The organism is Kitasatospora sp. NPDC056273, assembly GCF_042268845.1.
Lineage (GTDB): Bacteria > Actinomycetota > Actinomycetes > Streptomycetales > Streptomycetaceae > Kitasatospora.
Window position 1 is genome coordinate 1 of record NZ_JBHJSJ010000062.1, and the last position, 13,598, is coordinate 13,598.

11 protein-coding genes are annotated in these 13,598 nt (G+C 73.9%); 8 read left to right on the top strand and 3 right to left on the bottom strand.

Translation table 11 applies throughout. From position 1 onward, the window contains the following. Window positions 1-117: 117 nt before the first annotated feature. Window positions 118-1,116 carry a LysR family transcriptional regulator gene (locus ACFCY1_RS35200; protein ID WP_375877209.1) on the top strand — a complete coding sequence of 333 codons (999 nt, stop codon included), beginning with the start codon at window positions 118-120 and terminating at the stop codon, window positions 1,114-1,116. 99 nt (window positions 1,117-1,215) lie between these two features. On the opposite strand, the gene ACFCY1_RS35205 is transcribed toward ACFCY1_RS35200, so the two are convergent. After that, window positions 1,216-1,542, bottom strand: a complete 327-nt coding sequence (locus ACFCY1_RS35205) for a WhiB family transcriptional regulator (RefSeq protein WP_049654358.1) — start codon at window positions 1,540-1,542, stop codon at window positions 1,216-1,218. A gap of 563 nt (window positions 1,543-2,105) precedes the next feature. On the opposite strand from ACFCY1_RS35205, the gene ACFCY1_RS35210 reads away from it, so the two are divergent. From ACFCY1_RS35210 to ACFCY1_RS35225, 4 genes are all read left to right on the top strand, one after another. Next, on the top strand, window positions 2,106-2,717 hold the full coding sequence (locus ACFCY1_RS35210) for a response regulator transcription factor (protein WP_014136228.1): 612 nt from the start codon (window positions 2,106-2,108) through the stop codon (window positions 2,715-2,717). 335 nt (window positions 2,718-3,052) lie between these two features. Next, window positions 3,053-3,769 carry an RNA polymerase sigma factor ShbA gene (shbA, locus tag ACFCY1_RS35215; RefSeq protein WP_074003945.1) on the top strand — a complete coding sequence of 239 codons (717 nt, stop codon included), beginning with the start codon at window positions 3,053-3,055 and terminating at the stop codon, window positions 3,767-3,769. A 278-nt stretch (window positions 3,770-4,047) separates the two neighbouring features. Continuing rightward, on the top strand, window positions 4,048-5,550 hold the full coding sequence (gene guaB, locus ACFCY1_RS35220; RefSeq protein WP_049654355.1) for an IMP dehydrogenase: 1,503 nt from the start codon (window positions 4,048-4,050) through the stop codon (window positions 5,548-5,550). 160 nt (window positions 5,551-5,710) lie between these two features. Continuing rightward, window positions 5,711-6,838 carry a GuaB3 family IMP dehydrogenase-related protein gene (locus ACFCY1_RS35225; RefSeq protein WP_049654353.1) on the top strand — a complete coding sequence of 376 codons (1,128 nt, stop codon included), beginning with the start codon at window positions 5,711-5,713 and terminating at the stop codon, window positions 6,836-6,838. A 126-nt stretch (window positions 6,839-6,964) separates the two neighbouring features. Here the strand turns inward: ACFCY1_RS35225 and ACFCY1_RS35230 are convergent, their stop codons facing one another. After that, a complete protein-coding gene (locus tag ACFCY1_RS35230; RefSeq protein ID WP_117488203.1) occupies window positions 6,965-7,528 on the bottom strand; it encodes a hypothetical protein in 564 nt (187 codons plus the stop codon). A 252-nt stretch (window positions 7,529-7,780) separates the two neighbouring features. On the opposite strand from ACFCY1_RS35230, the gene ACFCY1_RS35235 reads away from it, so the two are divergent. Further along, window positions 7,781-9,772: a protein kinase gene (locus ACFCY1_RS35235; RefSeq protein WP_375877210.1), complete on the top strand. Its 1,992-nt coding sequence runs from the start codon at window positions 7,781-7,783 to the stop codon at window positions 9,770-9,772. 11 nt (window positions 9,773-9,783) lie between these two features. Here the strand turns inward: ACFCY1_RS35235 and ACFCY1_RS35240 are convergent, their stop codons facing one another. After that, on the bottom strand, window positions 9,784-10,317 hold the full coding sequence (locus ACFCY1_RS35240) for an SHOCT domain-containing protein (RefSeq protein ID WP_053112601.1): 534 nt from the start codon (window positions 10,315-10,317) through the stop codon (window positions 9,784-9,786). Between the two features lie 116 nt (window positions 10,318-10,433). Here ACFCY1_RS35240 and ACFCY1_RS35245 point away from each other — a divergent pair, with 116 nt between their 5' ends. Next, complete coding sequence (locus ACFCY1_RS35245; protein ID WP_079272376.1) at window positions 10,434-11,564, top strand: protein kinase; 1,131 nt, start codon at window positions 10,434-10,436, stop codon at window positions 11,562-11,564. 161 nt (window positions 11,565-11,725) lie between these two features. Next, entirely contained in the window at window positions 11,726-13,519 is a 1,794-nt protein-coding gene (locus tag ACFCY1_RS35250; RefSeq protein ID WP_375877211.1) for a serine/threonine-protein kinase, read from the top strand. Window positions 13,520-13,598 lie beyond the last annotated feature (79 nt).

Below are 13,598 nucleotides of genomic sequence, written 5' to 3' on the forward strand. Positions count from 1 at the left end.
GTCCGCGCCCCCCGGGGGGAGCGGACCGGGCCTCCGGCGTTCCGTCCGAGGTTCCGCTTGAGGCTTCAACTATCAGTAGAATTTTGCAGAATGCAAAGATTGCCTTATAACTAAGGCATGATCGAGGCCCGCCATCTGCGCGTTCTGCGTGCCGTCGCCCGCACCGGCTCCTTCTCCGCCGCCGCCCGCGAGCTGGGGTGTACGCAGCCCGCCATCAGTCAGCAGATGAAGGCCCTGGAGAAGTCGGTGGACACCCCGCTGGTGGTCCGCTCGGGCCGCGGGATGCAGCTCAGCGAGGCCGGCCGGGTCCTGCTCAAGCATGCCACCGGAATCCTGGCCGGGCTCTCCGCCGCCGAGGAGGAGGTGGCCGCGATCGCCGGGCTGCGGGCCGGACGGGTGCGGCTGGTCTCCTTCCCGACCGCGAGCTCCACCCTGGTGCCGCCCGCGGTCGCCCGCCTGCGGGACAGCCATCCGGGGGTGCGCGTGTCGCTGGTCGAGGCCGAGCCGCCGGAGTCGCTGGCGATGCTGCGCGGCGGCGAGTGCGAGATCGCGCTGGCCTTCCGCTACCCGCAGTCCGACGGCGCCGTCGCGCTCCCGGCGCCCGCCCACGGCACGCCGCGCGAGGCCCGGGCCGAGGCCAACCTGGAGGCGCAGCAGCTGACCGCCGGGACCGACTGGTCCGACCTGGTGGTCACCCCGCTGCTGGACGACCCGCTGGTGGGCGTGCTGCCGGCCGCCCACCCGCTGGCCGGGCGGGGCGGGGCGGTGGGGCTGGCCGAGCTGGCGGAGGAGCAGTGGATCGCCGGCTGCCCGCAGTGCCGGGGGCACCTGGTGGAGCTGTGCACCGGGGCGGGCTTCGAGCCGCGGATCGACTTCGCGACGGACGACTACCCGGCGGTGGTCGGCCTGGTGGCGGCCGGTCTCGGGGTGGCGGTGCTGCCCCGGCTGGCGCTGCGGTCGGTGCGTCCTGACGGCGTGTCGACGGTGCCGGTGCGGACGGCCTCCGGGGCGCCCGCGGTGCGCCAGGTGGTCGCGCTGACCCTCCCGGACCTGGCCGAGGTGCCGGCCGTGGCGCTGATGCTGGAGCGGCTGGCGGGGGCGGCCGCCGACCGCTGACGGTGGGTGACGGGACCGTCGGGGTCCGGTACGTACGGTGAGCCAGAAGACTGAAGCGCCGCGAAGAAACGTTTCTTCACGGTGCTCAAGGAGACGGGTCTACCGCTGGGCGACCGCCGGCGGGGCCAGCGGAACCTCGACCAGTCGGTGTCGCGAGCGCCCCAGCATCTCCTCGCGTTCGTCCTCGGTCATCCCGCCCCACACGCCGTACGGCTCGCGGACCGCCAGCGCGTGCGCCGCGCACTCGGCGATCACCGGGCAGCGCATGCAGACCTCCTTGGCGCTGGCCTCGCGCGAACTGCGCGCCGCCCCGCGCTCGCCCTCGGGGTGGAAGAAGAGCGAGCTGTCCACGCCACGGCAGGCTGCGGAGAGCTGCCAGTCCCAGAGGTCCGCGTTGGGACCGGGGAGGCGGGAGAAATCTGCCATGGCTCATTCCCTTCAGAGGCTGTCGGCCGTCGGCCGGGCGTTCGGCGGGGCTGCTGCCGAGCGGTGCGGCGGGGCTTCGATGCACTGGTGTGGACACCTGGAAATATGACTTAAGGCAACTCCATGGACAAGTCACCCACACACTGGCACAACAGTCAATGACCATACGAAAGCTATAAAAACGGGCATAGTGGGCAAGGGGCTCCAGCGGGCGCGGACGTGGCAATCGGGTGGTCGACGGGCGCGCGGGGTGCCGAATCGATGTGCGGGTCGTACGCCGACCGCGCGCGAGCTGCGCAAAAGAGCGGCGTGTGCACCGCGATGCGGCTGATCGGTAATGGGTTGGCCACGTACAGTGGTGGAGATGGCCCCGAAGGCCGTAACTCATTCGAGTGACGGTCGTTGGAAGTGCGGAGGCGGTTAGCGGGCGCCGGACGTCGGGAACGATCGCGGGCAGGTTGGGGCGATCACCGCGGAGTCCGTCGCCGATCGGCCGTGTCGTAGAGGTTCGTACCAGCCAGGAGGCTCAACGTGACGCGGATCAGCTGCGGAGGACGACGGTCATGACTTCCGTTCTCGTTTGCGACGATTCCCCGCTCGCCCGCGAGGCGCTTCGCCGCGCGGTCGCGACCGTACCCGGTGTGGACCGGGTCACCACCGCGACGAACGGGGAGGAGGTCCTCCGCCGCTGGGTGGCCGACCGCTCCGATCTCGTTCTGATGGACGTCCGGATGCCCGGCCTCGGCGGGGTCGAGACGGTCCGGCGGCTGCTGTCCGCCGACCCGGGCGCGCGGATCATCATGCTCACCGTCGCCGAGGACCTCGACGGGGTCGCGCTCGCGGTGGCCGCGGGCGCCCGCGGGTACCTGCACAAGGACGCCTCGCGCGCCGAGCTGCGGGCCACCGTCACCCAGGCCCTCGCCGACCCGACCTGGCGGCTCGCCCCCCGCCGGCTGCGCAGCCCCGACATGGGCGCGGCGCCCACCCTGACGGCGCGTGAGATCCAGGTGCTGGAGGGCATGAGCCACGGCCGCAGCAACGCCGAGATCGGCCGCGAGCTGTTCCTCTCCGAGGACACCGTGAAGACCCACGCCCGACGGCTGTTCAAGAAGCTCGGGGCCTCCGACCGGGCGCACGCGGTGGCGCTGGGCTTCCGCTGGGGCCTGGTCCGCTGACCACCGGCGGCGCCGCCGGTTGCGGCGTGCCGCCGGAGGTTCCCGGAGCGGGCGCCGCACGGGCGTGTGACGTTACGGTCCCGAGGTTGCACCATGGAGGAGTGGAGCACCTCGGGGACCAGCGGACAGGCACTGCGGCGAACCACGCAGCCGCAGGACACTCGGCGGACGGCGCGACGGACGGGACCGCCGACGGCGGCGGGGCGGGAGGCGGCACGGTGCAGGAGGGGCCGGTGGTGCGCGGGACGCCGGACGGTGCCGCAGCGCATAACGTTCCGGTGCACAACTCCGGACGCGGTGCCGCGTTTTCCCGCTCGACCAGGCACCATGGACCGATGCGCGACGACGTCGCCGGTGCGACCGGCCAGGCGGACCCGGTGGAGGCCGAGCCCTCCGGTCCGGGCCACGGTCCGTCGTACGCCGAACCCGGAGGTTCCGCCGGTGGGACCGGGCCGGGCCGCCGGCCGGTGCTCGGCACGGGCGGCTCGCCGCTGGTGGGCGAACTGGTCGCGGCCGCGGTGCGCGGCGAGAACCCGGCGATCGACGCGCTGCTCGCCTACGTCCACCCGCTGGCGCTGCGGTACTGCCGCGCCAAGCTGGTCCGGCTGCCCGGCGGGGCCCGCCACCACGTGGACGACGTCGCCCAGGAGGTCTGCGTGGCGGTGCTCTGCGCACTGCCCCGGTACAAGGACCAGGGGCGCCCGTTCGAGGCCTTCGTGTACGGGATCGCCGCGCACAAGATCGCCGATCTCCAGCGGGCCGCGATGCGCGGGCCCGGCTCGACCGTCGTGCCGCAGGACGACCTGCCGGAGGTGCCGGACGAGGCGCTCGGCCCGGAGGAGCAGGCGCTGCTGAGCAGCGACGCGGCCTGGGCGAAGGAGCTGCTCTCCAACCTGCCGGCCCGTCAGCGCGAGCTGGTGCTGCTGCGGGTGGCCGCCGGGCTGTCGGCGGAGGAGACCGGCGAGGTGCTCGGGATGTCACCGGGTGCCGTCCGGGTGGCCCAGCACCGGGCGCTCAGCCGGCTGCGGGCGCTCGCGGAGGAGTCCTCCTGACCACTCCTCCCGTTGCGTGCCGTTTCCGCCGGTTGCGGGCGGAATGATCCACGGGGCGGGGTTGTTGTCAAGGGCACACGAGGACACATTCGCGGTGCCAGTACCATGGGGTATCGGCGCCTGGGCGGGTTGCCAAAGTTTGACGGGTGCGCGCGGGGTCCCCTTGGAGGATCCTCCTATTCGTACCCGGCTTCGGCGGTCTGCGCGAGTGAGCGATGAATGCGCCCCCACCCTCAGGGCGTGAGCGGATTAGGCCGGCCACGGAAGGTACCCCCCAAATGTCTTACAACGCCGCAGGCGTACCCGAGAAGTTCGCCATGCTCGGGCTCACGTACGACGACGTCCTGCTGCTGCCCGGGGCCTCCGAGGTGCTGCCGAACCAGGTGGACACCTCCTCCCGGGTCTCCCGGAACGTGCGCGTCAACATCCCGCTGCTGTCCGCGGCGATGGACAAGGTCACCGAGTCGCGCATGGCCATCGCGATGGCCCGCCAGGGCGGCGTCGGCGTGCTGCACCGCAACCTCTCGGTCGAGGACCAGGCCAACCAGGTCGACCTGGTGAAGCGGTCCGAGTCCGGCATGGTCACCGACCCGATCACGGTCGGCCCGGAGACCACCCTGGGCGAGGCCGACGCGCTGTGCGCCAAGTTCCGCATCTCCGGCGTGCCGATCGCCGACGAGGCGGGCAAGCTGCTCGGCATCGTCACCAACCGCGACATGGCCTTCGAGTCGGACCGCACCCGCCAGGTCCGCGAGATCATGACCCCGATGCCGCTGATCACCGGCAAGGTCGGCATCTCCGGCGTGGACGCGATGGCCCTGCTGCGCCGCCACAAGATCGAGAAGCTGCCGCTGGTCGACGACGAGGGCCGGATCAAGGGCCTGATCACCGTCAAGGACTTCGTCAAGGCCGAGCAGTACCCGAACGCCGCCAAGGACGCCGAGGGCCGGCTGCTGGTCGGCGCCGCCGTCGGTGCCAGCGCCGAGGCGTTCGACCGGGCCCAGGCCCTGGTCGAGGCCGGCGCGGACTTCCTGGTGGTGGACACCTCGCACGGCCACAGCCACAACGCGCTGGCCTGGATCGCGAAGATCAAGTCGGCCGTCGGGATCGACGTGGTCGGCGGCAACGTGGCCACCCGGGACGGCGCCCAGGCGCTGATCGACGCCGGCGTGGACGGCGTCAAGGTCGGCGTCGGCCCCGGCTCCATCTGCACCACCCGCGTCGTCGCCGGCATCGGCGTCCCGCAGGTCACCGCCATCTACGAGGCCGCCCAGGCCTGCCTGGCGGCCGGCGTGCCGGTCATCGGCGACGGCGGCCTGCAGTACTCGGGCGACATCGGCAAGGCGCTGGCCGCCGGCGCCGACACCGTGATGCTCGGCTCGCTGCTGGCCGGCTGCGAGGAGTCCCCGGGCGAGCTGATGTTCATCAACGGCAAGCAGTTCAAGTCCTACCGCGGCATGGGCTCGCTGGGCGCCATGCAGTCCCGCGGCCAGGGCCGCTCGTACTCCAAGGACCGCTACTTCCAGGCCGAGGTGGCCTCGGACGACAAGCTCGTCCCCGAGGGCATCGAGGGCCAGGTGCCCTACCGCGGCCCGCTGTCGGCCGTGCTGCACCAGCTGGTCGGCGGTCTGCGCCAGACCATGGGCTACGTCGGCGCCGCCACCGTCGCCGAGATGGAGAGCAAGGGCCGCTTCGTCCGGATCACCTCGGCGGGCCTCAAGGAGAGCCACCCGCACGACATCCAGATGACCGTCGAGGCGCCGAACTACTCGGCCCGCTGAGCCACCGGCCACCGAGGGGCCCGCTGCCGCACCGCGGCGGCGGGCCCCTGCCGGTGCGCCCGGGCGCGGGCCGTCGGGGCGGGACCAGCGGCAGTACGGGATACTGGGGGGCGGCCGGGGTGACCCGGCGGGCATGAGCAACAAAGCAGAAGGGCTCGAAGTGACTGAGATCGAGATCGGGCGAGGCAAGCGCGGCCGACGGGCGTACGCCTTCGACGACATCGCCGTCGTCCCCAGCCGCCGGACCCGGGACCCGAAGGAGGTCTCGATCGCCTGGCAGATCGACGCCTACCGCTTCGAGCTGCCGTTCCTGGCCGCCCCGATGGACAGCGTGGTCTCGCCGCAGCAGGCCATCCAGATCGGCCGCCTCGGCGGTCTGGGCGTGCTGAACCTCGAAGGCCTGTGGACCCGCTACGAGGACCCGCAGCCGCTGCTGGACGAGATCGCCGCGATCACCGACGAGTCCACCGCGACCCGCCGGCTCCAGGAGATCTACGCCGCGCCGATCCGCGCCGAGCTGATCAAGCAGCGGATCCAGGAGGTCCGCGACTCCGGCGTGGTCACCGCCGCCGCGCTCTCGCCGCAGCGCACCGCCGAGTTCTCCAAGGCCGTGGTGGACGCCGGCGTCGACGTCTTCGTCATCCGCGGCACCACCGTCTCGGCCGAGCACGTCTCCAGCGCCGCCGAGCCGCTCAACCTCAAGCAGTTCATCTACGAGCTGGACGTCCCGGTGATCGTCGGCGGCTGCGCCACGTACACCGCGGCCCTGCACCTGATGCGGACCGGTGCCGCCGGTGTGCTGGTCGGCTTCGGTGGCGGCGCCGCCCACACCACGCGGAACGTCCTGGGCATCCAGGTGCCGATGGCCACCGCCGTGGCCGACGTGGCGGCCGCCCGTCGCGACTACATGGACGAGTCCGGTGGCCGCTACGTGCACGTCATCGCGGACGGCGGCGTCGGCTACAGCGGGGACATCCCGAAGGCCGTGGCCTGCGGCGCGGACGCGGTCATGATCGGTGCCGCGCTGGCGCGGGCGACGGACGCCCCGGGCAAGGGGATCCACTGGGGGATGGAGGCCGTCCACGAGGAGCTGCCGCGCGGCAAGCGGGTGGACCTCGGGACCGTCGGTACCACCGAGGAGATCCTGACCGGGCCCTCGCACACGCCGGACGGGACCATGAACCTGTTCGGCGCGCTGCGTCGGGCGATGGCCACCACGGGCTACACGGAGCTCAAGGAGTTCCAGCGGGTCGAGGTCACCGTCAACCCGGCGCTCGACCACCGCTGAGTCCTGACCTGACCTGATCGAGGGGCCCCTGCCGGGTGACGGCGGGGGCCTTCTCCTTTTCCCGGTGCGGGAGGCGGGTGCGGGTGCGGGTGCGGGGGCGGTACGGGGAGGGGACGGGGCGGGCGGTCAACTCCGCGTGGCGCTGCGGCGGGTGAGGAGGAACCCGCCGATGAGGGCGATGGCGTAGAAGGCGGCGTCGAGGGGGCGGAGGTCGGCGCGCCAGGCGGTGACGGTGTCGTGCAGCAGGCCGCCGGGGGCGGGGCCGTCGGCGTGGACGCGGCGGAGGTGCTCGATCAGCTGGCCGAGGAGCAGGGCGCCGGCCGCGAGGAGGGCGCCGAGCGGCGGGAGTAAGCGGCCCTGGCCGCCGAGCCGGCCGAGCGGGAGGGCGACCAGGCCGGCCGGGGCGATGGCCAGCCAGCCGAGGCTGTCGGCGGCGCGCAGCGGGGCGCTGCCGTAGGCGAGGCCGCCGAGGAGCATGGCGAGGAGGGCGAGGGAGACGGCCAGGGCGGTGCGGTGCCGGGGGGTGGTCCTGGGCGTGGGTTCGACGGGGTCGAAGCCGGCCACGGGGGCGCCGGGCATGCCCGGGGCGACGTAGCCCTCGGGGGAGACGGGGGGTGGTGCGACCGAGTAGTGCTGGGCGGTGTGCGGCCGGATCGATGGGCCGTCAGTGCCCGGTGCGGGTGCGGTCATGGGCGTCGAATCCCCCCGGAATACGATGAGCTGCCGAACGGTAGCAGTGGTCCGGACAGATCTTGGCGAGTTTTCGATCACAGATCGGGCACGGAGCGCCGCCTCCGTTCCGGTTCGTACCGGCTCGATGCGGGGGCCGGGTGGTCGCGGGCCCTCCGGACAGGAGATGATGGAGGCTTGGGCGTCCGGGCCCCAGGTCGGGCCGACGCGCCGTCACCACGACCGCCAGCAGCACATGGGGGAACGTTCCGAATGACCCAGGCGCAGGGTTCCACCGGCCGCCTCCTGGCCGGCCGCTACCGCCTGAACGGCGTGCTCGGGCGCGGCGGCATGGGCACCGTCTGGCGCGCCGAGGACGAGATGCTGGGCCGGACCGTCGCGGTCAAGGAACTGCGGATGAACGCCAGCGTCGACGAGGAGGAGAAGCACCGGCTGATCACCCGGACGCTGCGCGAGGCCAAGGCGACCGCGCGGATCCGGCACAGTTCGGCGGTGACGGTCTTCGACGTGGTCGACGAGGACGACCGGCCGTGGATCGTCATGGAGCTGGTCGAGTCCCGCTCGCTGGCCGACGTGGTCCGGGAGGACGGGCCGCTGGCCCCCGCCCGGGCGGCGGAGATCGCGCTCGACGTGCTGGGCGTGCTCAGCGCGGCGCACGCGCTCGGCATCCTGCACCGGGACGTCAAGCCGTCCAACGTGCTGATCGGCGAGGACGGCCGGGTCGTGCTCACCGACTTCGGCATCGCCAGCGTGGAGGGCGACGCCTCCGTCACCTCGACCGGGATGCTCGTCGGCGCGCCCTCGTACATCTCCCCGGAGCGGGCCCGCGGGCAGAAGCCCGGGCCGCCGGCCGACCTGTGGTCGCTGGGCGGCACGCTGTACGCGATGGTCGAGGGCCGGCCGCCCTACGACCGGGGCTCGGCGCTGGCCACGCTGACCGCGGTGATGACCGAGGACCTGATCGCGCCGGTGAACGCCGGGCCGCTGCAGCCGGTGATCGAGGGGCTGCTGGCGAAGGACCCGGCCGAGCGGCTGGACGCCTCGCAGACCCGGTCGATGCTCAAGCGGGTGGTCGCGGAGGCGACCGCGCGGGCCGAGTCCACCACCGAGCACGCGGTGCCGCTGGAGAAGCCGGCCGAGGAGCCGGAGCCGAAGGCCTCGAAGGCGTCGGGGCTGTCGAAGGCGGCGGGGCCGGCGGAAGCGTCGGACGCCGCGGAGCCGTCCGAGCCGTCGGCGTCGACCTCGGCGGAGTCCGCGGAGCCCTCGGAGTCTTCGCCGAAGGAGCCGGAGCAGACCGGGAACGGCCGCAAGCGGTCGGTGGGCGGGCTGCTGGGGACGGTCCGGGTCGGGAGTCGGGCCCAGGACGCGGAGCCCGCCGGGACGCCGTCCGAGGAGCCGGGCGCGGAGCCGATCCGGCCGGTGACCAGCGAGTGGACGATGGGCGCGACCCAGGCGGCCGGGGCCGATCCGCGCACCGGCCGGCGACGGCTGGCCATCGCCACCGTGATCGTGGTGCTGCTGCTGATCGCGGGAGTGGTGGCGGTCGTCCGGATGGTCGGCACCGACGACGGCGGCGCGAACGGCGCGGCCTCGCAGAGCGCGGTCGCCACCTCGCCGGGGGCGACCGGTACCGAGCCGGTGCCGACGTCGGCACCGACGGGCGAACCCGCGCCCGCCCCGGCGCCCGCCCAGCCGACCGGCGACCCGGCCGCGGCGCCGGACGCGCCCGCGCAGTCCGCCGGTGCGCCGGCGGCTCCCGTCCAGCCCCCGGCGGCACCGGCGCAGCCCGCGCCGGGTGCCGTGCCGGCCGGGTACCACGAGTACAAGGACCCGAGCGGCTTCTCCGTCGTGCTGCCGGACGGTCTGCAGCCGACCGGGTCGGACGCCAACCGGCGGATCTTCAAGAACGCGGCCGACGGCAGCCAGCTGCGGATCGAGTGGACCACGTCGCCCGGGGCGAGCGCGGTCGCGGACTGGCAGGAGTCGGAGCCGAACGTCCGCGGTCAGGTCAGCAACTACCAGCGGCTCAACCTGGCGGCGATCACCTACCGGCAGTGGACCAACGCGGCGGACTGGGAGTGGACCAACGGCACGCCCAGGATGCACTCGCTCAACCGCGGCTTCGTGACCGGGACCCCGCCCAAGTACGGGTACTCGATCTACTGGATAGTCCCGGACGCGGAGTGGGCAGCCCAGGCCCCGCTCCGGGACGTCGTCTTCAACAGCTTCCAGCCCGCGCCGTAGGGCGGCAGGTCCTAACCGATCAGGCGCTGCTTGGCGCGGGTGAACTCGTCCTCGGTGAGCGCACCGGAGGCGCGCAGGGCGGCCAGCCGTTCCAGCTGGCCGATGAGCTGCTCGCCGGCGGACGCCTCGACCGGGGCGGCGGCGGGCCCGGCCTTCGGGGCGTTCCGGGCGGCCCGGGCGGAGGCCCGGAGCTGCTCGGCGAAGAACTCGGCCTTGGCCACGTCCTCGAAGCGGTGCGAGCCGCTGAGCGCCACCACCAGGAGCACTTCGCCGTTGAGCTTGGTGCGGGTCACGGTGACGTCGGTGACGGCGGCGAGCGGAACCGGGACCGGCGGCTTCCCGTCCTTCAGGAAGAGCAGCCGATGGGTGGTCAGCACGAGCACTCCCTTGCGGAAGTGGTCGGGGTGGCGCCCGGCGGTGGAGGCGACCGGCTTCTCGCCGTCGATGACGGTCGCCTCGACGGCGCGGACGGCCTCGGCCTGGTTGGCTTTGCTGCTGTTCCCGGATGCCTCGAAGGCGGTGTCGATCAGATCGGTCCAGTCCATGGGATCGAGCCTAGGGCCTGTCGTCGGACTCCCGTCGTTCGCCCGGAGGCGAGGGAGTTCGACGGCAGGCCCTGGGAGCCGCTCAGTAGGCTGCTCGGTGAGTGAGAGGAACTGGCATGCGAGGCGGCCCCGGTCAGTTGCTGGCGGGGCGGTACCGGCTGACGGACCGCCCCGAACCCTTGCGCGCCCAGGCGGTGGACGAGCGGACCGGTGAATCGGTGCTGCTGGGCGCCCTGGAGCTGCCGGGGGTGCTGACGGCGGGCCAGGATCCGGAGGCGGCCGCCGCGGCGCAGGCGGACCGGATGGTGCGCCGGGTGGCGGCGGTCGGTTCGACCGCGCCGGTCGCGCATCCGCGGCTGCTGCGCGGGGTCGGCGCGTTCGTCGAGGGCGAGCTGCTGTGGACGGTGGAGGAGCGGCCGGTCGGGCGGACGGTGGCCGAGCTGCTCGCCGAAGGGCCGCTGCCGCCGTACCGGGCGGCCGAGTTGGCGGCGGACCTGGCCGGGGCGCTGCGGGCGCTGCACGCGGCCGGGCTGACCCACGGCGCGCTGACCGCGGAGGCGGTGCTGGTCTGCGAGGACGGCGCGGCGATGCTCGGCGGGCTGCTCGCCGGGGTGGCCGAGGAGGCGCTGGCCGAGGAGCTCGGCGGGCCGGGCGGGCGGCGCCGGTACGAGGTGCGGGCGACCCTGGTCGGCCCGGTGGCGGAGCGTTGGCCGCTGGACGGCGGCCCGGCGGGTGACTGCTGGGCGCTCGGGGTGCTGGTGCACCGGCTGGTCACCGGCCGTTCGCCGTACCCGGAGCGGGACGTGCCGGAGCTGGTGACGGCCGTACGGGACGGGCGGCGGGAGCCCTCGGTGGTGTGCGGGCCGCTCGCGCCGCTGGTGGAGCGGCTGTTGCAGCCCGATCCGGTGCTGCGGCCGACGGCGGAGGCGGTGCGCGAGGAGCTGGCGGGGCTGCTGGCGGGGGCGCCGGAGCCGGTCGACGGGGAGGCGGAGGAGCGGAGCCGGGCCGCAGGGGGGCCGGTGCCGGTGCCGGAGACGCCGGCGGTGCCGCGCGGGCGCGGCGGGAGGGCCGTCGGCTCCAGGGCCGGGAGGAGTGCCCGAAAGGGCCGGAACGGTGGGGACTTGGGGGCAGGGAGCGGGGCGAAGCCGCCCCGGATACCCCCCTCCCTGTGGGGCCCGCTGCTGGTGGGCGGAGTGTTCGTGCTGCTGGTGCTGGGAATCGTCGCGGTGGTGCTGTTCGCAGGCTGACGGCCCGCCCGGATTCCGTTCCACCGGTCCGGGGGGTGGGCGTGATTACCGGGGGCGGCAAGGTGCGCCTAATGTGTGCGTGGGATTTGTTCGAACAGTGGTCTGCACCAGGCCCTCCGTCGCGGTGACGGCAGGCGGAATGTGTGGGGGAGCGGGCGCAGATGGGCGTGCAGGACCGGCCGGAGGCGGCCGAGGCGGAGCGTTTGCTGGCCGGGCGGTACGAGCTCGGCGAGCGGCTCGGCCGGGGCGGCATGGGCACCGTCTGGCGGGCCTGGGACCGGATGCTCGACCGGGAGGTCGCGGTCAAGGAGCTGACCGTCAACCACCTGCCCGAGGAGGACCTGCAGATCCTGCACACCCGGATGAAGCGCGAGGCCAGCGCGGCCGCGCGGATCAAGCACCCCGGTGTGATCACCGTGCACGACGTGCTGGAGCAGGACGGCCGGCCGTGGATCGTGATGGAGCTGGTCGACGGCCGCTCGCTGGCCGACGTGATCAGCCAGGACGGCACCCTGCAGCCGCGCGCCGCCGCCGAGGTCGGCAGCCAGGTGCTGGCCGCGCTGCACCGCGGCCACCAGCTGGGCGTGCTGCACCGGGACGTGAAGCCGGCCAACGTGCTGCTGGAGCGCGGCACCGGGCGGGTGGTGCTGCTGGACTTCGGCATCGCGAAGTACGAGGGCTCGACCGAGCTGACCCGGCCGGGCGACCTGGTCGGCTCGCCGGACTACCTGGCGCCGGAGCGCGCCCAGGGTGAGCGGCCCGGTCCCGCCTCCGACCTGTGGGGCCTCGGGGCGACGCTGTACGCGGCGGTCGAGGGCCAGTCGCCGTTCCGGCGGGACTCGCCGATCACCACGCTCGCCGCGGTGGTCGACGAGCCGCTGCCGGAGTCGCGGCGGGCCGGGCCGCTGGGGCCGGTGCTGGCCGCGCTGATGGCGAAGGACCCGGCCGAGCGGCCCACCGCGGACGAGGCGGCCGCGATGCTGGCCGAGGTGCGGGCCGGGCACACGATGGGCCTGAAGTCGGTCCCGTCGGTGCGTACGCCCACCCGGTCGGTGCCGGTGGTGGACCGCACCGAGGGCCCGGTGGCCGTGGCGGAGCCGGCCGAGGGCTCCGAGGAGCCGACCGAGCCGAAGGCCTCCGGGGCCGCCGTCCCCGCTGTCCCCGCCGCGCCCGCCGTCCCTGCGGTCGCCGCTGTTCCCGCCGCGCCCGTCCTCGCCGAACCGGACACCGCCGGGGGCGCGCAGGACGCTGCCCGGGCGCACACCGGTCCCGTCGCGCCGGTGCCGCACTCCATTGCGCCGGAGCGGGGACCGGCCAAGCGCCGCAACCTGCTGAAGATCGTCGGCATAGCGGTGGCCGTCGGCCTGCTGGCCGCCGCGGGCACCTTCCTGGTCACCCGGCACGTGGTCGGCGGCGACACCCCCGACGACCCGACGCCGACCGCCGCCGAGTCCACCGGACCGGAGCCCACCAGCGACGCCACCCCCGCGGCGGCGCCGCCCAGCGGCTACCACTGGGTCGACGACCCGGCCGGCTTCCGCTTCCCGCTGCCGAACGGCACCCCGTCCTGGCAGCGGATCAGCGCCGGGGACAACCAGATCTACTACAGCCCCGACGGCAAGGTGCACTACCTCCAGTTCGCCGTCACGGTCGGCCAGTCGGTCAAGCCGCTGGAGCACATGCGGCAGATGGAGGCCACCGTCGCCAAGTCGCTCAAGGACTACAAGCAGCACCGGATGGCCGGCACGGCGGTGAAGGGCCAGGAGGCGGCGGTCTGGGAGTTCAGCTACCTGGCCAAGGAGGGCGGCCGCCGGCGCGCGATCGAGACCGAGTTCATCAGCCAGGACGGCACCAGCTACGCGATCTACTCGTCCAGCCCGGACCGGGGCAACGAGTGGAACGAGGCCGAGCAGCGCTTCTACGCGGTGCTCAACAACTTCGCCCCGAGCCGCTGACCGGGTCGGGCGGGGGCGCCCGCTTTCGCCCGACTGCGGCAGATTCTTGTTACCGACGGGTACCGGACCGGCCGCCGAG